Consider the following 22,327-nt stretch of genomic DNA (forward strand, 5'->3'; position numbering starts at 1 on the left):
AGGCGGCTCGGTGTGGGAGGAAGGGAGTTGGGCAGCACAAACGCGTGCCAGCGCCGGGCGAAGAGACCGCGCCGCGACAGCGAACAGCCCGGCCGGGACGACGTCCCGGCCGGGCTGCGGCGTGTTTCGGGTGGGCTCAGCCCGGCAGGCGCGGACCCGCCTCGCGCTGCTCGGCCAGCCAGGTCTCCACCTCGTCGGCCGTCCGGGGCAGCCCGGCGGAGAGGTTGACCGCGCCGGTGGCGGTGACCAGGACGTCGTCCTCGATCCGTACGCCGATGCCGCGCAGCTCCTCGGGGACCAGGTCGTCCTCGGGCTGGAAGTAGAGCCCCGGCTCGACGGTGAGCACGTAGCCCTCGCCCAGCGTGCCGTCCCGGTACATCTCCTTGCGGGCGTTGGCGCAGTCGTGCACGTCGATGCCGAGCATGTGCCCGAAGCCGTGCAGCGTCCAGCGCCGGTAGACCGTCGACTTCTCGTCCATCGCCTCGTCCACGCTCACCGGCAGCAGGCCCAGGTCGGCCAGGCCCTCGGCGAGCACCCGCATGCAGGTCAGGTGCACGTCGCGGAACTTCACGCCCGGCTTGATGAACTCGATGCCGGCCTGCTGCGAGGCGTGCACGATGTCGTAGACCTGCCGCTGCAACGCGGTGAACCGGCCGTTGACCGGCAGCACCCGGGTCACGTCGGCGGTGTAGAGGTGGCGGTTCTCCACGCCCATGTCCATCAGCAGCAGCTCACCCGGTCGGGTGGCGCCGTTGTTGTGCACCCAGTGCAGGATCGTGGCGTGCTCGCCGGCGCCGACGATCGAGTTGTAGCCGACCTCGTTGCCGTCGTGCCGGGCCCGCAGCGCGAAGACCCCCTCCAGCAGCCGCTCGGAGACGCTCCGGTCCGCCGGCAGCACCCGGGCCACGTCCTCGAAGCCCCGCACGGTGGCGTCGATGGCGTCCTGGAGCTGCGCGATCTCCCACTCGTCCTTGACCAGCTTCAGCTCCGAGATGGCGATCGCCAGCTCCCGGTCGCGGGCCGGCTGGCCCTCGGCGCGCGGCCCGTCGTACGGGCGCACGGCCGCGTCCACCCGGGCGTCGAACCCGCGCAGCACCCGGGTACGCCCCGGCGCCAGGTCGGCCAGCGCGGCCTCCAGCTCGGTCAGGTCGGCCGTCGGCAGGCCCAGCTCGGTCGACTTCTCGGCCAGGGTGTGCCGCCGGCCGACCCACAGCTCGCCGTGCCGGCTGCGGAAGAACTCGTCGGTCTGCCGGGACGACCGGGGCCGCATGTACAGCGTCGCGTCGTGCCCCGAGCCGTTCGGCCGCAGCACGAGCACGCTGTCCGGGTCGTGGTCGCCGGTCAGGTAGGCGAAGTCGCTGCCCGGCCGGAACGGGTGGTCGGTGTCGTTGGCCCGTACCTTCTCACCGCCGGTGGGGATGACCAGCGTCTCGCCCGGGAAGGCCGCGGAGAGCGCGGCCCGGCGCTTGGCGTAGTTCGGCACCTCCGGCCGCGGGCCGACCGGCAGCGTGGTGTCCCGCCAGCCCTGCCGCATGAACGACAGGAACGCCTCCGGAAAGTCCGGGTCGTGCGATTCGGTGCCGTCCGTCGGCTTACCACCGGTGCGTTCCTCGGTCATGCTCGCTCCCTCCTCGTTACTGGCCCCGACGGTACCGCGCGACCGGCGCCGGAGGGAGCCGGTGGTGGCCCGGCGGAGCGCCCTCCCCGGTGCCGGCGGCCCGCTCGGACCGGTACGGGGTGTGATCCGGGCGGCCCGTTACCCGCCGGCCCCGGGTACACCGCCGGAGCGCCGGTGCCGGACACTGTCCCCGCCCGGTGCCGGACGCCGTCGCCGCCCGGGCCCGGACGAGAGCCAACGGTGCCGCGACGTCCGCTCCGGTCGCGTGAAAAGATGACCCCCATGTGCGGACTCCTGGCCTTCTTCAGCGCGCGCGGTGACGCCGCGGCCCACCGCGACAACATCGCCGGAGCGTTGGAATGCCTGCACCACCGCGGGCCGGACGAGACCGGTGTCGAGGTGGTCGGCGACGCCTCCGGTCGCTACGCGGACGGTGTGTTCGCCCACAAGCGGCTGGCGATCATCGACGTGGCGCTCAGCCACGAGCCGCTGCCCTACGCCGGCGGGCGCTACCTGCTGACCTTCAACGGCGAGATCTACAACTACATCGAGCTGCGCGAGGAACTGATCCGCGACTACGGCGCCCAGTTCGCCACCAACGGCGACGGCGAGGTGATCGTCGCCGGCTACCACTACTGGGGCGAGCAGGTGCTCACCCGGCTGCGCGGCATGTTCGCCTTCGTCATCTGGGACCGGCAGGAGCGGCGCGCGTTCGGCGCCCGCGACTACTTCGGCATCAAGCCGCTGCACTACCTGGAGACCGCGGACGGGCTCTACCTCGCCTCGGAGAAGAAGGCGCTGCTGCCCTTCGCGCACTCCAACTACTCCGGCGACGCCGGCATCGACACGGCCAACCTCAGCCACTACCTGACGCTGCAGTACGTCCCGGAGCCGGGCACCCTGCACAAGGGGATCAACCGGATCGGCTCCGGGGAGTACCTGACCTGGAGCCCGGGCGGCCGGATCGACGTGCGCCGGTGGTACCGGCCGGTGTTCCGGCCGGCGCCGGTCGACGACGAGCAGAAGCTCTACCACGAGATCCGGGAGACGCTGCGGGAGAGCGTCCGGATGCACATGCGCTCGGACGTGCCGGTCGGTTCGTTCCTGTCCAGCGGCATCGACTCCACCGCCGTGGTCGCGCTGGCCCGCGAGTTCAACCCGAACATCCTCACCTTCACCGTCGGCTACGACGTGCCCGGCTACTCCGAGATCGACGTGGCCCAGGACTCGGCCCGCCACCTCGACGTGACCACGATCCCCACCAAGATCGGGCCGCAGGACATGATCGAGGCGCTGCCGAAGATCGTCTGGCACCTGGACGACCCGGTGGCCGACCCGGCGCTGGTGCCGCTCTACTTCGTGGCGAAGAAGGCCGCCGAGCACGTCACGGTGGTGCTCTCCGGTGAGGGCGCCGACGAGTTCTTCGGCGGCTACACCATCTACCGCGAGCCGCTCTCGCTGAGCACCGTCAACGGCCTGCCCGGCGGCGTGCAGAAGGGGCTGCGGGCGGTCTCCAAGGCCATCCCGCAGGGGGTCAAGGGCAAGAGCTTCCTGGAGCGCGGCACCACCCCGATCGAGCAGCGCTACTACGGCAACGCCCGGATGTTCACCGAGGAGGAGAAGCAGCACCTGCTGCGCCGCTACGACCCCTCGGTGCGCTACACCGACGTGACCGCGCCGATCTACGCCGAGTGCACCGAGCTGGACGACGTCACCAAGATGCAGTACGTCGACCTCTACACCTGGCTGCGCGGCGACATCTTGGTCAAGGCCGACCGGATCTCGATGGCCCACTCGCTGGAGGTCCGGGTGCCCTTCCTGGACCGTGAGGTGTTCGACGTGGCGGCGAAGATCCCGGTGGACCTCAAGCTGCCGCCCCGCTCCGACGCGACCAAGTACGCGATGCGCCAGGCCCTCCAGGGCGTGGTGCCGCCGGCCATCGTCAACCGCAAGAAGCTCGGCTTCCCGACCCCGACCCGGGTCTGGCTGCGCGGCGAGATGTACGAGTGGGCCCGGCACGTGCTGGCCACCTCCGGCGCCGGCGACCTGCTCGACCTGTCGTACGCGCTGCGGCTGCTGGAGGAGCACAAGCGGGAGGAGGCCGACCACTCCCGCAAGGTGTGGACGGTGCTGATCTTCTGCGTCTGGCACGCCATCTTCGTCGCCAAGACCCTGGACCCGGGCATCCAGCGCAACCAGTCCGCCCTGCTCACCAAGCCCGTCGTCGGGTCCATGGTCCGCTGACCCCGAGCGGGCCGCCCGCACCTGGATCAAGAGGTTTGCGTCGCCGGAACGTTCCCGGACGACGCAAACCTCTTGACCATTTCGGGGTGGGGGAGCGGGTCAGCGGCCGGTGCAGGTGACGGTGGGCAGGGTGTTGGTGCCGGTGCTGTTGGCCAGGAAGCCGAAGGTCGTGGTGCCCTCGGGGGCGAGCGTGCCGTTCCAGGAGAGGTTGCTCGCTGTCACCGACGTACCGGACGTGGCCTGTGCGGCGTTCCAGATCTGACTGATCGACTGGCCGCTGGGCCAGGTCCAGGTGGCCGTCCATCCGGACCAGGTCGCGTTGGTGTGGTTCATGATCGTGATCTCGCCCTGGAAACCGCCCTGCCAGGAGTTGACCACCCGGTAGACCGCCATGCAGTCACCGCTGTGCGGCGGCGGCGTGGTCGGGCTCGGCGGGGGAGTGGTCGGGTTCGGCGGCGGGGTGGTCGGGTCCGGCGGCAGGGTGCCGCCCGGGCCGACGCCGGTGACCTCACCGTTGCCGCCGTCGAAGGTGACGTCCGAGCAGCCGAAGAAGTTCTCCTGGCTGTCCGAGCGGACCCAGCGCGAGTAGATGATGTGCCGGCCGCTCTTGCCGGTCGGCAGGTTGCCGCTGAAGTAGTAGTGCCCGTCGTTGGTGCCGACCGCGCCGCGCTGCGGCGGGTTGGTCACCGTCAGGAACGGCTGCTCCTCCAGGTCGCTCCAGGCCAGCGGCCGGGTCGGGCTCCAGCTGTCCTTGGTCACGTAGAAGTAGAAGGTGCCCGGGTGGTGAGCCCAGTTGCTGTACCGGAACTCCATCCGCGCGCCGGCGGTCAGGTGGGTCAGCGGCCAGTCCGTACGGGCCAGGTCGTAGCCGCGGAAACCGGTGTTGCCGCCGCTGCACAGCTGCCCGTCGGGGATGAAGCCGACCGTCCGGCCGCCCGCGTCGGAGCGGAGCACGCTGAACCAGTTGTAGAGCGAGTTGGCGCCGCTCTGCGCGACCGCGGCGGAGCAGGCCGGGTTGTTCGGCCGGATCTCACCGGTGGCGGTGAGGCCGTCCTTCCAGCACAGGAACGTCCGGCTGCCCGGGGTCATCGCGGCGCCGTGCGCGGCGGCCGGTTCGGGGCCGCTGACCAGCGCGACGGCCCCCACGAGGAGGGTCGCGGCCGCGGTGAGCAACGCGGCCGTTCGGGAACGGTGGGACACGGGTTCTCCTGACTCGCGGGGCGTGCCGCCCGAGCCACCCCGCTGGAAGCGCGTGGGGTTGGCGGCCCCACGGCGACGAGCGGATACGACGATCGCGGCGACGGCCCCGGTGGGCGCGCGCCGCCGACGGCCCGCCCCTGCGGGCCGGTGCCCTCGCGGAAGAACCCGGCAGCCGGCGGGGCGCAGCCCACGCACCGCCCGGCATGCGTCATCCCACCACGCTCCGGAGCGGGACGCAATAGCCGTGTCTCGATGTGCCAGTCGACGGCTGGCGGCCACCCGTGCGGACGGCCGCCGAGAGCGGGGCTCGGCGGCCACCCGGGCGCGGGGACGTGGTCGCCCGGTCAGACCGCCGCGGCGGGGCCGTACCGCTCGGCCAGGTGTTCCCGCCCGGCCGGCGGCTCGTAGGGCTCCGGCCAGAACTCGGTGATGCCGGCGATCCGGCCGGCGTCGTCCAGGTCGAAGAAGCTCACCGCGGGCTGGTCGGCCCCGTCGACAGTGCAGGTGATCCACGTGGCGGCCCGCTGACCGGCGCCGGTCACCCGGGTCACCGTGACGTGCCAGTCGCCCGGGTATTCCTGGTTGAACCGGAGGAAGGCCGCCCGGCCACGGATCCGCTCCCGGGTCTGCGGCAGGTGGTAGACCACCTCGTCGGCGAGCAGCGTCGCCACCCGTGGCCAGTCCCGCGCCTCGCACGCCTCCCAGTACGCCAATACCGTGTCTTCTGCGGTCGTCATGCCGCGCACTGTGCCAGCCTGGTGCGACAAGATCTCCCCAGGCGCGTCGACGGACGGGCGGGTTTTCCGGCGGGCGGCGCGACCGGTGACGACGGAGGGACAGCGATGGGGTACGCGGTGGTGCTCGGCGAGGCACTGGTCGACCTGCTCGACGCCGAGTGCGACGGGGAACCGGTCTACCGGCAGGCGATCGGCGGCGGCCCGCTGAACGTCGCGGTCGGGGTGGCCCGGCTCGGCGGCGACGTGCAGTTCGTCGGGTCGCTCGGCGACGACGTGCTGGCCGGCCGGATCCGCGCCTTCCTCGCCGACGCCGGGGTGGGCCTGGCCGGCGCGGTCACCGTGCCCACGCCGACCGCGCTGGCGGTGGCCACCTTCGCCGGGCCCGAACCGGACTTCCGCTTCTACGGCGAACCGCCCTCGTACGGGCTGCTCACCGCCGGCGACCTGGACGCCGACCTGGTCGCCGGGGCCGGTGTGCTCTACTGCGGCTCGATAGTGCTGCTCCAACCGTCGGTGCTGGCCGCCGCGCGGCGGGCCTGGTCGCTCGCCACCGGGCTGCGCGTCTTCGACCCCAACGTGCGGCCCCGGCTGCTGGACGGCCCGGCCGCGCTGGCCGGGCTGCGCGAGGTGGTGGCCGAGTTCGCCGCGGGCGCCCACCTGGTCAAGCTCAGCACCGCCGACGCCGCGCTGCTCTATCCCGGCGAGCCGGTCGAGGGGGTGGCGGCCTACCTGCGGGAGCTCGGCGCGGCGACCGCCGTGGTCACGCTCGGCGCGGCCGGCGCGGTGGTCGCCGCCGCCGGCGCCGATCCGGTACGCGTGCCCGCGCCCAAGGTACGCGCGGTGGACGCCACCGGCGCCGGCGACTCGGTGATGGCGGCGCTCGTCGCCGACCTGCTGGCCGACGGGGAGCCGGTCGAGCCGGCCGGCTGGCACGAGCGGGTGGCGTTCGCGCTGCGGGTGGCCGGGTTGGTCTGCGAGTCGCCCGGCGGCGCCACCGCGATGCCGACCCGGGCCGAGGTGATCCGCCGCTTCGCCGGTTGACCGGCCCGGTGGCGGGTCAGCCGGTGCCGTCGAGTTCGGCGTAGCCGCGGCGGGCGGCGGCCAGCGCCGGGCGGGCCCCGAAGGGTGCCTCGGCGGCCACCCGCTCGGGCGGCGCGCCGCCGGTGTGCCCGGCCCGGATCAGCCAGGCCAGCTCGACCAGCTGGGCGTGCTGGGCGCGGACGAACTCGGCGTCGACCGGTTCGCCGTGCCCGGGGACCACCACTGTCGACGGGGTGGTCAGCCGGAGCAGCTCGGCCACCGCGTCCGGCCACTGCAACGGGTAGGACTCCTCGAACGCCGGCGGGCCGCTCTGCTCGACCAGGTCGCCGGCGACCAGCACGTCCGCGTCGGGCACGTGCACCAGCAGGTCGGCAGCGGTGTGCGCGCGACCGGGGTGGCGCAGCACCACCTCCCGCCCGCCGACGTCGAGGGTGGCCTCGGTGTGCACGGTGTGCGTGGGCGCGAGCAGTACGGTGTCGGCCAGCTCCCCGGCCAGCGCCGGGTACTCGTCGCGGATCTCCTCGTACGCCTCCCGGCGCAGCCGGTCCGGGCGCTCGCGCAGCTCCTCGGCGGCCAGCGGGTGCGCGTACACCGGGCGGGGCGGGTCGGCCGCGAGCGTGGCGTTGCCGAAGCAGTGGTCGAAGTGGTGGTGGGTGTTCACCACCGTCCACGGGTGCGGGGTGACCGCCCGCGCGGCGGCGGCCAGCTCGGCGGCCTGCCCGGCGGTGGAGAGCGTGTCGACCAGCAGGGCGGCGCCGTCGCCGACGACCAGCGTGACGTTGACCCGCAGCAGCGGCTCGCGGTAGACGTGCACCCCGTCGGCGACCTCGACGAACCGGCCGGTCATGACGCCCGGGACGCGCGTTCCACGAAGCGCTGCCGGTCGACCAGCACCCGCTCCACCCGACCCTCGGCCACCGGCTCGCCGCCGTCGGTGACGCTGACCTCGAACAGCAGCCGGCGACCGTCGACCTTGGCCAGTCGCGCCTCGGCCACCACCGTACGGCCGACCGGCGTGGCGGCCAGGTGCTCCAGCTCGACCCGGACCCCGACGGTGGTCGACCCGGGCTGGATCCGGGTCGCCGTGGCGGCGACCGTGGCCGCCTCGGCCAGCGCGAGCACCCGGGGCGTGCCGAGCACCGGCACGTCGCCGGAGCCGACCGCCTGGGCGGTGTCGGCGTCGGTGACTGTCAACTCCACCCGGCCGGTCAGCCCCGGCGTGACGGCGTGCTCCGGCTGTTCCCGCATGGACAAAGCCTAGACGAGCGGGCGTTGCCGCGTCCGTCTCCCGGGCGGCCGGGCGGCTACGCGGCGACCACGCAGAACTGGTTGCCGTCCGGGTCGGCCAGCACGGTCCAGCCGTCGAACGCCCGGACCTCGCTGGCGCCGAGCCCGCGGATCCGGGCCACCTCGGCGGCCGGGTCGGCGGTGAAGAGGTCCAGGTGCAGCCGGTTCTTGCCGGTCGCCGGCTCGGGGACCAGCTGGACCCACAGGCCGACGCCGGCCTTGGCCGGATCCTCCAGGTAGTTGCCGCTCTCGTCCGAGGAGGCGAGCTGGTAGCCGGTCACCGCCTGCCAGAACGCGGTGGCGCGGGGCAGGTCGTTGGTGTCGATGCCGACGTTGCCGATGCGGATGCTCATGATCGGATCCCTTCCTCTAACCGACGTGAGCCGTACGCTAGTTAGGTAACCGGCTACGGTCAATAGCCGGTTAGGATGTCCCCATGGCACCCGACGCCGTCCCCGCCGCCCCGCCGGACGGCGACGCGGCGCCCGCCCCGCTCGACCGGATCGAGGCGTTCGTCAACACCCGGAACGAGGGCCGCGACGACCTCGACACACCGGCCCGGCTCGTCGACTGGCTGCACGCCCGCGGCTTGGTGCCCGCCGGCAGCACGGCCACCGCGGCGCAGCTCGACCGGGCCCGCGCGGTCCGGGAGGGGATCCGGGCGCTGATCGCCGAGAACAACACCGAGCCGGTGCCCAGCCCCCGGGCGGACGGCCTGGACCCGGCCGCCCGGAGCGGACTGGCCGAGCTGACCCGCGACCTGCCGCTGGTGCTCGACGTCACGGTCGACCCGCCCCGGCTGGTGCCCGCCGCCCGGACGCCCGTCGACGCCGCGCTGGCCGGGCTGCTCGCCGTGGTCGCCGAGGCGGTGGCGCTGGGCACCTGGAGCCGGCTCAAGGCGTGCCGGGAACCGAGCTGCCGGTGGGCCTACTATGACCACTCCCGCAACCGCCGGCGTACCTGGTGCTCGATGGAGATCTGCGGCAACCGGGCCAAGGCGCGCGCCGCCCACCAGCGCCGCACCGGTTCGCGACGCTGACCCGCCCGGGGCGGTCCGCGTCGGTCGATGCCGGACCCGCCGTTAACCTTGACCGCGATGGCCGTCGTGACTGACCCCCAGCCCCCCGCCCCGACCGACCCGCCCGCGTCGTCCGACGGCGGGCGCCGCCGCGTGGTCGCGATGACCGTGTGGGGGGTGGCCTTCGTCGCCGGCTGGCTCGCCATCGGGCTGCCCACCGACCCGGCGTACGCGTTCCTGTGGATCTGGGCCGCGACCATCGCCTGGAACTCCACCCGGCCGTGGCGCAGCCACCTGCGCTTCGCCCGGGACTGGGTGCCGGTGGTGCTGCTGCTCGCGGTCTACAACCTCTCCCGCGGGTTCGCCGACAACGGCGCCACCCCGCACGCGTACGAGTTGATCGTCGCCGACCGGTTCATGTTCGGCTGGGCCACCGGCGGTGAGGTGCCCACCGTGTGGCTCCAGGAGCACCTCTACCGGCCGGCGGTGCAGTGGTGGGACGTGCTGGCCAGCTGGGTCTACTTCTCGCACTTCGTGGTGGCGCTGGCCGCCGCCGCGGTGCTCTGGCTGCGCGACCGGGGGCGCTGGGCGGCGTTCATGCGGCGCTGGGGCTTCCTCTGCGCCACCGGCCTGGTCACCTACTTCCTCTACCCGGCCGCCCCGCCCTGGTGGGCGGCGCAGAACGGCCTGCTGGAGGAGGTGGCCCGGATCTCCACCCGGGGCTGGAAGGCGTTCGGCATGCACGGCGCCGGCAACCTGCTCAACGCCGGCCAGATCGCCTCGAACCCGGTCGCCGCGATGCCGTCGCTGCACACCGCTTTCGCACTCTTCGTGGTGCTGTTCTTCATCCGGCAGACCCGGCGGCGCTGGTGGCCGCTGCTGCTGGCCTACCCGCTGGCGATGACCTTCACCCTGGTCTACTGCGGTGAGCACTACGTCATCGACGTGCTGGTCGGCTGGGCGTACGTGGGGATGACCTTCCTGGTGGTCGGCCTCGCCGAGCGCTGGTGGGCGGCCCGCCGGGCCCGCCGCCCCGCGCCGGAGCCGGACGCCGGCCCGAGCGACCCGCCGGCCGCCGCCGAGCCACCGGCGGTACCCGCGGCCCGCTGACCCCGGCCCGACCCCGCGCGGGGATGGTCCGGCCACCCGCCCTCGTGCGGTGACCGCCGGCCCCCTGGGCCCGGGGCGGTCAGCCGGCGCGGCGGGCGGCGTGCGCCCGGGCCGTCAGTTCCGCCGCCAGCGCCCACGCCTCGGTCAGGTCGCGGTCCCGGGCGGCCGCGCCCGCGCCGCCGGCGGTGTCGGCGTGCACGGTGGCCAGCCGCAACCGCCGCTGGAGCGGGCCCTGCACCACCCGCACGCTCTGGATCCGGGCGTACGGCACGATCGCCACCTGCCGGGTGAGCAGCCCGGCGCGGACCGCGAAGACCCGGTCGTGCAGGCCGGTGCCGAGCACGCCCCGGCTGAGCGGGTTGAGCCAGCGGGCCCGGGCCGGCGGCGGGCTCAGCGGCAGGGCGCCGATCCGCACCCCGGGCAGCACCTCGGCGACGATCGCCTCGCCGGTCGGCAGGTCACCGACCGGGAGCAGCCGGTCCGGCCGGTTGCGCTCGTCGGCCTCCCCGGCGGAGTAGCCGGCCACCTCCAGCCGCAGCCGGAGCCAGCCCTTGACCCGCCACAGCAGCGGCCAGGTCACCCCCACCGTCTGCACCCGGTGCAGCGGCACCGTCTGGGCGCGGGTCTCCAGCAGGCCGTTGCGCACCCGCAGCGTGCCCTCGTCCCGGGCCAGCCGGAAGTTCCAGTCGTCGAGCACCCGGCGGACCGGTTGCAGCAGCACGCCGGCCATCGCGGTGAGCGTGCTGGCCACCGCGATGAACGACCAGGACCCCTCGGAGAGGAACTGCACCGCCACGAAGGCCAGCCCGAACGGCAGGAAGAACGCCTGCGGGGTGAGCAACTGGCTGACCAGCAGATCCTCGTTGCGGACCGCGTGCAGCGGCCGGCCGGGCGGGACGGCGGCGTCCTCCGGGGCCACCGCCGCCGGGGCCGGCGCGCCCGGTGCCGCCGGGGCCGGCCCCGCCGCCCCGGGGGCGACCCGGCCGGCGAGGGCCAGCAGCCGCTGGCGCAGCGCGGCGGCGTCGGCCACGCTCAGGTACGCCAGCGGGGCCTCGGTCTTGCCCCCGCCGACCACCTCCAGCCGTAGCTCGGCCAGGCCGGTGAGCTGGGCGAGCAGCGGGCGGACCACCTCGACGGCCTGGAGCCGCTCCAGCGGGATCGCCCGGGTGCGCCGCCAGAGCAGCCCCTCGTACACCCGCAGCTCGCGGCCGACCACGTGGTAGCCGGTGTTGTACCAGCTCACCACCGACAGCACGGTGGCGCCCAGGGCGATCACCACCACCATCGCGGCGAACCAGCCGAAGCCCACCCGGGACAGCGTCGACCAGGACAGGCCGGCGATCACCACCACCAGCGACTTGGCGCCGTGCAGCGCCGGGCTCAGCGGGTGCAGCCGTTGCCGCGGCTCCACCGCGCCCGGCGGCGGCAGCCCGCCCGGCGGCGGAACGGCGCCGGACGGTGGGGCCGCGCCGGGTGGGAACGCGCCGGGTGGGAACGCGCCGGGCGGCGGGACGTCCGCCGGCGGGGTGGCGGGTCGGGTGCCGGGCATCGCCGGCCCGGGTGCGACCGGTTCGGCGCCGTGCCGCGGCTGGTCCGGGCCGGGCTGCCCCGGGCCGCTGCCGACCGGGTCGCTCACAGGCCCTCCGCCCGGTCCTCGCCGAGCGCGGTGAGCCGGTCGCGCAGTCGCGACGCCTCGGCCGGGCGCAGCCCCGGCACCCGGGCGTCACTCGCCGCCGCCGCGGTGTGCAGCTGCACGGTGGCCAGGTCGAACGCCCGCTCCAGCGGGCCGGCGCTGACGTCGACGAACTGCATCCGCGAGTACGGCACGATCGACAGCCGCCGGACCAGCAGCCCGTGCCGGACCAGCAGGTCGTCCTCCCGCTCGGCGTAACCCCAGGCCCGGACCGCCCGGACGACGGCCACCACGCGCAACGCGGTGAGCAGCAGCACCGCGCCGAGCGCCGCGCCGAACAGCCAGTGCCCGCCGAGCGCCCAGCCGATGCCCAGCCCGAGCAGGACCACCCCGACGACCGCGGCCAACCGGAGCAGCTCCACCCAGATCAGGTCCGTCGAGATGGGCTGCCAGCGGACGGTGGCCGGCCACGGTTCCAGGGGGCCGGGCGGCGGACCGGGCGGTGCGCCCGGGCCGGCCGGCGCTCCGGCGGGATCGGCGGGCACGCGGCCCTCGGGCTCGGCACCGCTCACCGTGGACATCCGTCGTGCGCGCTCACACGTCGAGCGTAGGCGATCCGGACACCGGTACGACCTCTCGCAGGAAGCCCCGGGCGTCCAGAAAATCACCGAGGGTGGCACGGTGCTCGGCGCAGGCCAGCCAGGTCTTGCGCCGCTCGGCGTCGTGCAGCCGGGGATTGCGCCACCGCAGCGCCCACCGCGCCGGGGCCCGGCAGCCGCGCGCCGAGCAGATCAGCGCCGAGTCGGCGACCCCGTCGGGCGGGGAGGGGGTGCTCATCCCGGCCAGTCTAGGCGGGACGGAAGAGTGAGCGCCGGGCGGCCACGGGGGGAGCCGCCCGGCGACGGGGTGAATCGTACACGCGCCGGGCCGGTCCCGGTAAGTCCGTGATCCGCGATTCGGTGCCCGGGGACGGCGCGGCGAAAATCGCCTTCTCCCCACCTCGGCTCTCAGCCGGGCATGCGAGTCTTGATACGCACCACCCCGCGACGACCGACCATGCTGTGGAGGACCGGTGGCCCAGCCGACCACGCCCGACGTACCGACCCCGAACGGGGCCGGCCCGGAGACCAGCGCGCCGGCGACCACGCCGGCCGAGGACGCGACCCTGCTCGAGCGGGCGCTGTTCGAGATCAAACGGGTGATCGTCGGGCAGGACCGGATGGTGGAGCGGATGTTCGTGGCGCTGCTCGCCCGCGGTCACTGCCTGCTGGAGGGGGTGCCCGGCGTGGCCAAGACGCTCGCCGTGGAGACCCTGGCCAAGGTGGTCGGCGGCTCCTTCGCCCGGGTGCAGTTCACCCCCGACCTGGTGCCGGCCGACATCATGGGCACCCGCATCTACCGGCAGTCGAGCGAGAAGTTCGACGTCGAGCTGGGGCCGGTCTTCGTGAACTTCCTGCTCGCCGACGAGATCAACCGGGCGCCGGCCAAGGTGCAGTCGGCGCTGCTGGAGGTGATGAGCGAGCGGCAGGTCTCCATCGGCGGCGAGACGCACCGGGTGCCCGACCCGTTCCTGGTGATGGCCACGCAGAACCCGATCGAGCAGGAGGGCGTCTACCCGCTGCCCGAGGCGCAGCGGGACCGCTTCCTCATGAAGATCGTGGTCGGCTACCCGACCGACGCGGAGGAGCGGGAGATCGTCTACCGGATGGGCGTCGCCCCGCCGGAGCCGACCCCGGTGTTCAGCACCCCGGATCTGCTCGCCCTGCAACGCAAGGCCGACCAGGTCTTCGTGCACAACGCCCTGGTCGACTACGCGGTCCGGTTGGTGCTGGCCACCCGGAGCCCGGCCGAGCACGGCATGCCGGACGTGGCCCAGCTCATCCAGTACGGCGCCAGCCCGCGCGCGTCGCTCGGCCTGGTCCGGGCCACCCGGGCGCTGGCCCTGCTGCGCGGCCGGGACTACGCGCTGCCGCAGGACGTGCAGGACATCGCGCCGGACATCCTGCGCCACCGGCTGGTGCTCAGCTACGACGCGCTCGCCGACGACGTGCCGGCCGACCACGTGGTGCACCGGGTGATGTCCACCATCCCGCTGCCCTCGGTCGCACCCCGGCAGCAGGCCACGCCGACGCCGGCCGCCGCCCCGCCGGGTGCCGGCTGGCCCGGGCAGCGGCCGTGACCTCACCCACCCGTCGACCCCTCGGCGCCCCCGCCGACCGCAGCGAGGCCGTGCTGTCCCGGCTCCAACTGCTGGTCACCCGCAAGCTCGACGGCCTGCTCCAGGGCGACTACGCCGGCCTGCTGCCCGGGCCCGGCAGCGAGGCGGGGGAGTCCCGCGAGTACCGCCCCGGCGACGACGTACGCCGGATGGACTGGCCGGTCACCGCGCGCACGACCACGCCGCACGTGCGGCGTACGGTGGCCGACCGGGAGCTGGAGACGTGGCTCGCGGTGGACCTGTCGGCGAGCCTGGACTTCGGCACCGGGCAGTGGCTCAAGCGCGACGTGGTGGTGGCCGCCGCGGCGGCGATCGCCCACCTCACCGTGCGCGGCGGCAACCGGATCGGCGCGGTGATCGGCAGCGGCGGCGGGGCACCGCCCACCCCGGCCGGCCGGTGGCGGGCGGCCCGGCCGGTCGCCGGTCCCGGGGTGTACACCCGGCTGCCCGCCCGGTCCGGGCGCAAGGAGGCGCAGGGCCTGCTGCGGGCGATCGCCGGCACCGAGATCCGCCCCGGGCGCGGCGACCTGGGCCGGCTGGTCGACATGCTGAACCGGCCGCCCCGGCGGCGCGGCGTCGCGGTGGTGGTCTCCGACTTCCTCGCCCCGCCGGCGCAGTGGGTCCGGCCGCTGCGCAAGCTGCGGGTCCGGCACGACGTGCTGGCCGTCGAGGTGGTCGACCCGCGCGAGCTGGAGCTGCCCGACGTCGGCGTGCTGCCGGTGGTCGACCCGGAGACCGGTGAGCTGCACGAGGTGCAGACCGCCGATCCGGCGCTGCGGCACCGCTACGCGGCCGCCGCGGCCGCCCAGCGCGCGGAGATCTCCGCCGCGCTGCGCTCCGCCGGCGCCGCCCACCTGCGACTGCGTACCGACCGAGACTGGCTGCTGGACATGGTGCGCTTCGTGGCCGCGCAGCGGCACGCCCGCACCCGGGGGACGACACGATGATCCGTTTTCTGCAACCGTGGTGGCTGCTGGCCGTGCTGCCGGTGCTCGCCCTGGCCGCCTTCTACGTCTGGCGGCAGCTGCACCGCCGGGCGTACGCCGTCCGGTTCACCAACGTCGACCTGTTGCGCACCCTCGCCCCGAAGGGGCTGGGCTGGCGGCGGCACGTGCCGGCGACCGCGTTCCTGCTCTGCCTGCTGGTGCTGGCCACCGCGCTGGCCCGGCCGGCGGTGGACACCAAGCAGCCGCTGGAGCGGGCGACCGTCATGCTCGCCATCGACGTGTCGCTGTCCATGCAGGCTGACGACGTGGCGCCGAACCGGCTGGAGGCGGCCCAGGAGGCGGCCAAGCAGTTCGTCGGCGAGCTGCCCGAGACCTACAACCTCGGGCTGGTCTCGTTCGCCAAGGCGGCGAACGTGCTGGTGCCGCCGACCAAGGACCGGGAGGCGGTGACCAGCGCGATCGACGGGCTGGTGCTGGCCGAGGCGACCGCGACCGGGGAGGCGGTCTTCACCTGCCTGGAGGCGATCCGCTCGGTGCCCGCCGACGGCGCCGCCGGGATCCCGCCGGCGCGGATCGTGCTGCTCTCCGACGGGTTCCGCACCTCGGGCCGGTCGGTGGAGGAGGCGGCGGCCGCGGCCCAGGCGGCCAACGTGCCGGTCTCCACCATCGCCTTCGGCACCGACGCCGGCCAGGTGGACATCGGCGGCCAGCTCCAGCGGGTGCCGGTGGACCGGCTGGCCCTGGCCGAGCTGGCGGAGACCACCGAGGGCTACTTCTACGAGGCGGCCTCGGTGAGCGAACTCAAGCAGGTCTACCAGGACATGGGCAGCTCGATCGGGTTCCGTACCCAGCCCCGGGAGATCACCCAGTGGTATGCCGGAGTGGCCCTGCTGCTCGCCCTCTGCGCGGGGGCGCTGAGCCTGCTCTGGTCCTCCCGGATGCTCTGACGGGCGGCGCGCCGGCCGGTCGTGCCGGGGCGCGCCGGGCCGGTGCGGGTCAGTGACCCGCGCCGGCCAGTACGAAGACGACGGCGACCCAGACGGCGGCGAGGGTGAAGCCCAGCGGGGCGAGGTAGCGGCTCATGGACAGCTCCGGGTGGCGGCTGGACGGCCCGGCGTGCAAGGGGCGCGGACCGTGCGGGTGGATCAGGACGCACACACACGAAGTCGTGACCGGGCGGCTCCCGGAGCGCCGGCCCGGTGGGCGGCGCGGCACGGCCGCCCCGGCGATCGGCCGGGAAGCGGGCGGTGCGGGGAGCGGGTCAGCTCACCTGCTGAGTCGTGGCTCAGCGGAGCGGACGGTCGGCCCGGCCACGACTGGGAGGATCGCTATCTCGCACAGCGATCACCTCCTGCGGTCGGCGGGGCCCGGAACGCGGGCCGCACGACGGCCCGCAGACGCCGATCATCGTACACCCGCCGATGCGTGCCCCCGCACTCAGCCGACCGGTCGCGCGACGCCGTCCATCGGTGGGCGCCCGGCCCGCCGGGCGGACGCCGCGTCGCCGGTCACCCGCCCGCGGACCAGTACCAGCAGCACCGCGGCCAGCACCGGCAACCAGCAGAGCCGGGCCACCAGCCAGCCCGGACCGTCCGGCGCGGTGTGCAGCCCGGGCAGGGCCACACCGGCGCGGGCGGCCAGCACGGTGACCCCGACCAGCACCGGCTGGTGCCAGAGGTAGACCCGCACCGCGTGGCGGTTGACCAGGCCCACCGCCCAGCCGGGCCAACTCCGCCCGGTCAGCCGGGCCAGCACCGGCCGGGCCGCCAGACCCACCCCGACCTGGGTCACCGCCAGGGCCACCGCGAGCAGCGACGGCGGGTGCAGGTTGGACACCGCCGCGCCGGGCACCCCGACCGCGCTGACCGGGTAGCCGAGCGCCAGCAGGCCGGCCAGCCCGGCGGCTCCGGCGCCGGCCAGCCCGAGCGCGGACCGCCGGCCGGCGAGCCGGCCGTCGGCGTGCGCCAGCCCCAGCAGGTAGGGCACCGCCCACGCGGCCAGCACGGCGACCGGCAGCCGCCCGGGGACCTGCGGATGGAGCCGGCCGGCCAGGTCGGCCACGGCCACCACGGCCACCGCCGGGAGGGCGCAGCGCAGCGCACCCCACCGGCGTACGGCGGCGCGCAGCGGTGCGGTCAGCGCCACCAGGACGAGGAGCGGCAGCAGGAACCACAGCGGACTGACCGTCAGCGTCAGCGCCACCGACAGCGTGCCGTCCGGGGTGCCCAGCACGGTGGCGGCCAGCAGCACCGCCGCCCCGATGCCGAGCAGCGCCACGGCGGGCAGCACCAGCCGGCGCAGCCGGCGGGCGAGCCAAACCCGGCCACTGGGCTGCCGGGCGGCCGAGCGGGCCGAGGCGTACCCGGCGGCGAAGAAGAACAGGCCGAGCGTCTGCAACAGCCAGCTGGCCGGCGCCAGGGACGGCATCGCGGCCAGCGGGCTGGCCTGGGTCAGCGTGCCGTCCGGGGCGAGCACCAGGCCGGTGACCAGCCAGTGGCCGAGCACCACCCCGCCCACCGCGTACGCCCGCAGCGCGTCGATCGCGCGGTCCCGGCTCACCGCGCCGCTCCGTGCGTCGCCGTGGCGTCGGCGGTGCCGGTGAGCACCACCGACGCGACCGCTCCCAGGGTGGTCGCCTCGGGACTCAGGTACCGGTCGTGCCCGCTCACCCCGGTCACCGGCAGCGGCCGGGCGCCGAAGGCCGGGTCCGCCGGCCGGATCCCGTGCCCCAGCCCGGGCAGGCGCAGCGGGGGCACCCGACGGATCCAGTCCGTCTCCGCCTCCGCCGCCCAGACCCGTACGCCGCCGAGCCGGTCCGCCCGGTCGGCGCCGGCGCCGATCCCGCCGAGGGTGACCACGTCGGTCACCTGCGCCGGCGCCCGCACCGCGGCCAGGCCGACCACCAGCGCGCCGTAGCTGTGCCCGACCAGGGTGACCCGGGCGCCCGGCCGGCGCACGGCCAGCTCGGCCAGCAGGTCGGACAGCGCGGCGGCGCCGCGCCGGGCGGCGGTCGTCCCGGCCGCCGTGAGCACCCCGTCGGGCGGGTCGTAGCCGAGCCAGGCGAGCACGGCGACCCGGGCGCCGGGGTCGGCCGCCCGCAGCGCGGCGTGCAACTCGGCGGCCTGCACGGCCGGCGCGCGCCGGGCCACCCTGCCCAGCCCCCGGTCGAAGTCGCGCAGCGTGCAGCCCACCCCGGGCACCAGCACCGCTATCCGATCCGCGCCGGCCAGGTCGCCGACCACCTCGACGGCCAGCCCGTCGCCGCGCGGGTCGAAGGCCAGGAACCGCCGGCCGCGCTCCGCCCAGTCGGCGTACGGCGCGCCGGCGGCCCGCATCGCCGCCGCCGTGTCCGGGTACCGCTCGACGAAGCCGGCCGCGGCCACCGGGGCCGGCCGCGCCGGCAGCACCACCCCGGCGCCGAGCAGTGTCGCCAGCGCCACCTTCAGCACACCCCTGCACCGCATCACCGCGCTCCCTCCGTGTCCGTCACGGTGGGCAGCGTGCGGTGCCGGCCACCGCCGGCGCGTCACCCCGGGGAGCCGTCCTCGACCCGGTACCGGGGGACTACTCCCCGGCGGCGACCAGACCCGACTCGTACGCCAGCACCACTGCCTGCGCGCGGTCGCGCAGGCCCAGCTTGGCCAGGATCCGGCCGACGTGCGTCTTCACTGTCTGCTCGGCGACCACCAGGTCGGCGGCGATCTCGGTGTTCGACCGGCCGCGGGCGATCAGCCGCAGCACCTCGGTCTCCCGCGGGGTCAGCGCGGCCAGTTCGGTGGGGCGCGGGCGGCGCCGCTCCGGGCGGGCCGCGAACTCGGCGATCAGCCGGCGGGTGACCGCCGGGGCGAGCAGCGCGTCGCCGCCGGCCACCACCCGGACCGCGTGCACCAGGTCGGCCGCCGGGGCGTCCTTGAGCAGGAAGCCGCTGGCCCCGGCGCGCAGCGCCTCGTAGACGTAGTCGTCCAGGTCGAAGGTGGTCAGGATGAGCACCCGGGGGCGGTCCGCCGGGCGGTCGGCGGGGCGGTCGCCGAGCAGCTTGCGGGTGGCCGCCAGCCCGTCCAGCACCGGCATCCGCACGTCCATCAGCACCACGTCGGGGTCGAGCCGGCGGGCCGCCTCGACGGCCTGCGCCCCGTCGGCGGCGTCCCCCACCACCAGCAGGTCCGGCTGGGCGGCCAGCAGGGCGCCGAAGCCCTGCCGGACCATCGCCTGGTCGTCGGCGATCAGCACCCGGATCATCCCGTCCCGTCCCCCCCGTCGCAGGGCAGCACCGCGACCACGGCGTACCCGCCGCCGTCGGTCGGCCCGGCGGTGAACGTACCGCCCAGCGACACGGCGCGTTCCCGCATGCCGGTCAGGCCGTGCCCGACCCGGCCGTCGCCCCCGGCGACCGGGCCGCCGCCCCGGTCGTTGGCCACCCGGACCTCCAGCGCACCGGCCACGCCCCGGATCGTCGCCCGTACCTCGGCGCCGGCCGCGTGCCGGGCCGCGTTGGCCAGCGCCTCCTGCACGATCCGGTACGCGGCCAGCCCGACCGGCGCCGGCGGCTCGGCGGGCACCTCGACCGCCAGGGTCACCGTCATGCCGGCCCGCCGGGCGGCCTCGACCAGCCCCGGCACGTCCGGCAGCCCGGGCTGCGGCGCGGTCTCCGGGTCCGCCGACTCGCTGCGCAGCACGCCGAGCAGCCGGCGCATGTCGGTCAGCGCCTCCCGGGCGGCACCGGCGATGGCGGTGAACTCGGCCCGGGCGGGCTCCGGCACGGCGTCGAGCCGGTACGGGGCGGTCTCCGCCCGCACCGCGATCATCGACATGTGGTGGGCGACCACGTCGTGCAGCTCCCGGGCGATCCGGGTGCGTTCCTCCAGCACCGCCCGGCGGGCCTGCTCCTGCTGGCTCCGCTCGGCCTGCTCGGCGAGGGCGCGCTGGCTCAGCCGCCGCCGTCGGATCTGGTCGGCCAGCAGCAGCGCGCCGATCACGAGCACCGTGACCCCGTGCGCGTTGGCGCGCTCGGCGACGAAGAGGTAGACCGGCAGCAGGGTCGCCGCCCCGGCCCAGAGGGCCACCCCGGTCTCCACCCGCGTGCCGAGCACGATCAGCACCACCAGGTAGCCGAGGATCTGCACCGGGTTCCACGGCCACGGCTCGTCGGGGCCGGCGCGCACCACGCCGAGGAAGAGCAGCGGGTAGGCGAGCCGCCACGCCCACAGCGGCCACCGCACCGCCAGCGCCACCGGGACGGTGGCGCCCAGGCCGAGCGCGACGGTGTACCCGTCGGCCAGCCCGCGGTTCTCCTCCAGGTACTGCGCGGCCGCGGCGGTGAGCCCGACCAGGGCCAGCACGGCGAACGGGACGAGGTAGGAGCGCCAGCCGTGCCAGCGACGCCGGGTGGTCGCGGGGCGCGGCGGCACGTCCGGGCCGACGAGCAGCCGCCGCAGGTCGTGCAGGGCGACGCGGACCGGATTGTCGGGCTGGGCCATCCCGGCAGGCTACGACGACGGCACCGCGCCGGTCGTGCCACCACGGGGTGACCCGGGCGTCGTACCCCGGTGTGACGTGCCCACCGTTAGCGCTTACCTGTCGGTAACGCCTAGGCTCCGACGCGTCCGCGCAGACGACGACGCTCTAGGGGGATCCGTGGCCCGTACCGTGCTGGTGACCGGAGGCAACCGGGGGATCGGCCTGGCCATCGCGCAGGCCTTCGCCAAGCAGGGCGACCGGGTGGCGGTGACCCACCGCAGCGGCGAGCCGCCGGAGGGGCTGTTCGGGGTCCGGTGCGACGTCACCGACTCCGACTCGGTCGACGCCGCCTTCACCGCCATCGAGGCCGAGCTGGGGCCGGTCGAGGTGCTGGTGGCCAACGCCGGCATCACCGACGACACGCTGCTGCTGCGGATGTCCGAGGAGCAGTTCACCAGCGTGCTGGACACCAACCTGACCGGCGCGTACCGGTGTGCCAAGCGCGCCTCCGGCAAGATGCTGCGGGCTAGGTGGGGCCGCATGATCTTCATCTCCTCGGTGGTCGGCCTCTCCGGCGGCGCCGGCCAGGTCAACTACGCCGCCAGCAAGGCCGGCCTGGTCGGGGTGGCCCGCTCCATCACCCGCGAGCTGGGCAGCCGCAACATCACCGCGAACGTGGTGGCCCCCGGCTTCATCGACACGGACATGACCGCTGTGCTGACCGAGGAGCGCCGGGCGGAGATCCGCAAGTCGATCCCGGCGGGCCGGATGGCCAGCCCGGACGAGGTCGCCGCGGTGGTCACCTGGCTGGCCGGGGACGGCGCCGGGTACGTCTCCGGCGCGGTGATCCCGGTCGACGGCGGCCTGGGCATGGGCCACTGAGCACCGGTCACTCGAGAAAGTACGGAGGAACCCCTGTATGTCCGGACTGCTGGCCGGTAAGCGGCTGCTCGTCACCGGCGTGATCACCGACGCCTCGATCGCCTTCTCGGTGGCGAAGCTCGCCCAGGAGAACGGCGCGCAGGTCGTGCTCACCGGCTACGGCCGGCTCTCCCTGGTGGAGCGGATCGCCAGGCGGCTGCCCGAGCCGGCCCCGGTGATCGAGCTGGACGTCACCAACCCGGAGCACCTGGCCGGGCTCGCCGACAAGGTGCGCGAGCACGTCGACGGCCTGGACGGGGTGGTGCACTCGATCGGCTTCGCCCCGCAGAGCTGCCTCGGCGGCGGCTTCCTCGACGCGCCGTGGGAGGACGTGGCCACCGCGCTGCAGGTCTCCACGTACTCGTACAAGTCGCTGGCCATGGCGGCGCTGCCGCTGATGTCGCCCGGCAGCGCGGTGGTCGGCCTGACCTTCGACGCCAGCAAGGCGTGGCCGGTCTACGACTGGATGGGCGTGGCCAAGGCCGGGCTGGAGTCCGCCTCCCGCTACCTGGCGCTGCACCTGGGCAAGCAGGGCATCCGGAGCAACCTGGTCGCCGCCGGGCCGCTGCGCACCATGGCCGCCAAGTCGATCCCCGGCTTCGAGCAGTTCGAGGACGCCTGGGCCGAGCGCGCCCCGCTGGGCTGGAACCTCACCGACCAGGAGCCGACCGCCCGGGCCTGCCTGGCGCTGCTCTCCGACTGGTTCCCGGCCACCACCGGCGAGATCGTGCACGTCGACGGCGGCTACCACGCCCTCGGCGCCTGAGCCGCACCGGCCGGCGCCCCGGGCATCCGGGGACGCCGGCCGGCGGCGGGGCGCCCCGCGGCCCCCCTGCGGGGGGGGGGCCCGGCCCCCCCCCGCGGCGGGGGGGGGTGGGGCCCAGGGGGACGACCCG

Annotated in this window: 23 protein-coding genes; 9 read left to right on the forward strand and 14 right to left on the reverse strand. The window is 75.2% G+C overall.

Annotated features, from left to right (window positions below):
• Positions 1-136 precede the first annotated feature (136 nt).
• Positions 137-1,618: an aminopeptidase P family protein gene (locus SM577_RS16395; protein ID WP_302920363.1), complete on the reverse strand. Its 1,482-nt coding sequence runs from the start codon at positions 1,616-1,618 to the stop codon at positions 137-139.
• A gap of 282 nt (positions 1,619-1,900) precedes the next feature.
• Between SM577_RS16395 and asnB the strand changes: the two genes are divergently transcribed.
• A complete protein-coding gene (gene asnB / locus SM577_RS16400; RefSeq protein ID WP_302920362.1) occupies positions 1,901-3,862 on the forward strand; it encodes an asparagine synthase (glutamine-hydrolyzing) in 1,962 nt (653 codons plus the stop codon).
• A 99-nt stretch (positions 3,863-3,961) separates the two neighbouring features.
• Here the strand turns inward: asnB and SM577_RS16405 are convergent, their stop codons facing one another.
• Both SM577_RS16405 and SM577_RS16410 read right to left on the reverse strand, forming a co-directional pair.
• Positions 3,962-5,062: a lytic polysaccharide monooxygenase gene (locus SM577_RS16405; RefSeq protein WP_302920361.1), complete on the reverse strand. Its 1,101-nt coding sequence runs from the start codon at positions 5,060-5,062 to the stop codon at positions 3,962-3,964.
• A gap of 344 nt (positions 5,063-5,406) precedes the next feature.
• Complete coding sequence (locus SM577_RS16410) at positions 5,407-5,799, reverse strand: nuclear transport factor 2 family protein (RefSeq protein ID WP_474587267.1); 393 nt, start codon at positions 5,797-5,799, stop codon at positions 5,407-5,409.
• A gap of 105 nt (positions 5,800-5,904) precedes the next feature.
• On the opposite strand from SM577_RS16410, the gene SM577_RS16415 reads away from it, so the two are divergent.
• Positions 5,905-6,840, forward strand: coding sequence for a PfkB family carbohydrate kinase (locus SM577_RS16415; RefSeq protein ID WP_302920439.1), 936 nt, complete (start codon positions 5,905-5,907; stop codon positions 6,838-6,840).
• 16 nt (positions 6,841-6,856) lie between these two features.
• Here the strand turns inward: SM577_RS16415 and SM577_RS16420 are convergent, their stop codons facing one another.
• Genes SM577_RS16420 through SM577_RS16430 form a run of 3 tightly spaced genes read right to left on the reverse strand, consistent with a single transcriptional unit; the run spans position 6,857 to position 8,480 of the window.
• Positions 6,857-7,687 (reverse strand): MBL fold metallo-hydrolase, encoded by an 831-nt coding sequence (locus SM577_RS16420; RefSeq protein ID WP_302920359.1) that lies wholly within the window; start codon positions 7,685-7,687, stop codon positions 6,857-6,859.
• Positions 7,684-8,088 carry a thioesterase family protein gene (locus SM577_RS16425; protein WP_302920358.1) on the reverse strand — a complete coding sequence of 135 codons (405 nt, stop codon included), beginning with the start codon at positions 8,086-8,088 and terminating at the stop codon, positions 7,684-7,686. Before SM577_RS16425 ends, SM577_RS16420 begins: the two co-directional genes overlap by 4 nt.
• 56 nt (positions 8,089-8,144) lie before the next feature.
• On the reverse strand, positions 8,145-8,480 hold the full coding sequence (locus tag SM577_RS16430; protein WP_302920357.1) for a VOC family protein: 336 nt from the start codon (positions 8,478-8,480) through the stop codon (positions 8,145-8,147).
• Between the two features lie 83 nt (positions 8,481-8,563).
• Here SM577_RS16430 and SM577_RS16435 point away from each other — a divergent pair, with 83 nt between their 5' ends.
• Positions 8,564-9,166, forward strand: coding sequence for a CGNR zinc finger domain-containing protein (locus SM577_RS16435; protein ID WP_474587268.1), 603 nt, complete (start codon positions 8,564-8,566; stop codon positions 9,164-9,166).
• A gap of 57 nt (positions 9,167-9,223) precedes the next feature.
• Positions 9,224-10,255, forward strand: coding sequence for a phosphatase PAP2 family protein (locus SM577_RS16440; RefSeq protein WP_302920355.1), 1,032 nt, complete (start codon positions 9,224-9,226; stop codon positions 10,253-10,255).
• A gap of 79 nt (positions 10,256-10,334) precedes the next feature.
• Here the strand turns inward: SM577_RS16440 and SM577_RS16445 are convergent, their stop codons facing one another.
• The 3 genes from SM577_RS16445 to SM577_RS16455 all read right to left on the reverse strand — a co-directional run bounded on the left by SM577_RS16445 (position 10,335) and on the right by SM577_RS16455 (position 12,725).
• On the reverse strand, positions 10,335-11,804 hold the full coding sequence (locus tag SM577_RS16445; protein WP_474587433.1) for a PH domain-containing protein: 1,470 nt from the start codon (positions 11,802-11,804) through the stop codon (positions 10,335-10,337).
• Between the two features lie 83 nt (positions 11,805-11,887).
• Complete coding sequence (locus tag SM577_RS16450) at positions 11,888-12,433, reverse strand: PH domain-containing protein (RefSeq protein WP_474587434.1); 546 nt, start codon at positions 12,431-12,433, stop codon at positions 11,888-11,890.
• A 49-nt stretch (positions 12,434-12,482) separates the two neighbouring features.
• Positions 12,483-12,725 (reverse strand): hypothetical protein, encoded by a 243-nt coding sequence (locus SM577_RS16455; protein WP_302920353.1) that lies wholly within the window; start codon positions 12,723-12,725, stop codon positions 12,483-12,485.
• A gap of 235 nt (positions 12,726-12,960) precedes the next feature.
• Here SM577_RS16455 and SM577_RS16460 point away from each other — a divergent pair, with 235 nt between their 5' ends.
• Genes SM577_RS16460 through SM577_RS16470 form a run of 3 tightly spaced genes read left to right on the forward strand, consistent with a single transcriptional unit; the run spans position 12,961 to position 16,000 of the window.
• Positions 12,961-14,067, forward strand: coding sequence for an AAA family ATPase (locus SM577_RS16460; protein WP_302920352.1), 1,107 nt, complete (start codon positions 12,961-12,963; stop codon positions 14,065-14,067).
• The gene (locus SM577_RS16465) at positions 14,046-15,053 is read left to right on the forward strand and encodes a DUF58 domain-containing protein (protein ID WP_302920437.1); all 1,008 of its coding nucleotides are present in this window, start codon (positions 14,046-14,048) and stop codon (positions 15,051-15,053) included. Before SM577_RS16460 ends, SM577_RS16465 begins: the two co-directional genes overlap by 22 nt.
• Positions 15,050-16,000, forward strand: a complete 951-nt coding sequence (locus tag SM577_RS16470; protein WP_088992960.1) for a VWA domain-containing protein — start codon at positions 15,050-15,052, stop codon at positions 15,998-16,000. Before SM577_RS16465 ends, SM577_RS16470 begins: the two co-directional genes overlap by 4 nt.
• Positions 16,001-16,049: 49 nt before the next feature.
• Here the strand turns inward: SM577_RS16470 and SM577_RS16475 are convergent, their stop codons facing one another.
• The 5 genes from SM577_RS16475 to SM577_RS16495 all read right to left on the reverse strand — a co-directional run bounded on the left by SM577_RS16475 (position 16,050) and on the right by SM577_RS16495 (position 20,530).
• Positions 16,050-16,211, reverse strand: coding sequence for a hypothetical protein (locus tag SM577_RS16475; protein WP_302920351.1), 162 nt, complete (start codon positions 16,209-16,211; stop codon positions 16,050-16,052).
• Between the two features lie 279 nt (positions 16,212-16,490).
• Positions 16,491-17,612, reverse strand: a complete 1,122-nt coding sequence (locus SM577_RS16480) for an acyltransferase family protein (protein ID WP_474587269.1) — start codon at positions 17,610-17,612, stop codon at positions 16,491-16,493.
• On the reverse strand, positions 17,609-18,517 hold the full coding sequence (locus SM577_RS16485; protein WP_474587270.1) for an alpha/beta hydrolase: 909 nt from the start codon (positions 18,515-18,517) through the stop codon (positions 17,609-17,611). The genes SM577_RS16480 and SM577_RS16485 overlap by 4 nt, the downstream gene beginning before the upstream one ends.
• Before the next feature lie 100 nt (positions 18,518-18,617).
• Positions 18,618-19,292 carry a response regulator gene (locus SM577_RS16490; RefSeq protein ID WP_302920348.1) on the reverse strand — a complete coding sequence of 225 codons (675 nt, stop codon included), beginning with the start codon at positions 19,290-19,292 and terminating at the stop codon, positions 18,618-18,620.
• Positions 19,289-20,530: a sensor histidine kinase gene (locus tag SM577_RS16495; protein ID WP_474587271.1), complete on the reverse strand. Its 1,242-nt coding sequence runs from the start codon at positions 20,528-20,530 to the stop codon at positions 19,289-19,291. Before SM577_RS16495 ends, SM577_RS16490 begins: the two co-directional genes overlap by 4 nt.
• Before the next feature lie 157 nt (positions 20,531-20,687).
• On the opposite strand from SM577_RS16495, the gene fabG reads away from it, so the two are divergent.
• Both fabG and fabI read left to right on the forward strand, forming a co-directional pair.
• A complete protein-coding gene (gene fabG / locus SM577_RS16500; protein ID WP_474587272.1) occupies positions 20,688-21,392 on the forward strand; it encodes a 3-oxoacyl-ACP reductase FabG in 705 nt (234 codons plus the stop codon).
• Positions 21,393-21,429: 37 nt separating this feature from the next.
• Complete coding sequence (fabI, locus tag SM577_RS16505) at positions 21,430-22,197, forward strand: enoyl-ACP reductase FabI (protein ID WP_474587273.1); 768 nt, start codon at positions 21,430-21,432, stop codon at positions 22,195-22,197.
• Positions 22,198-22,327: the final 130 nt, after the last annotated feature.

The organism is Micromonospora desertarenae (genome assembly GCF_056150265.1).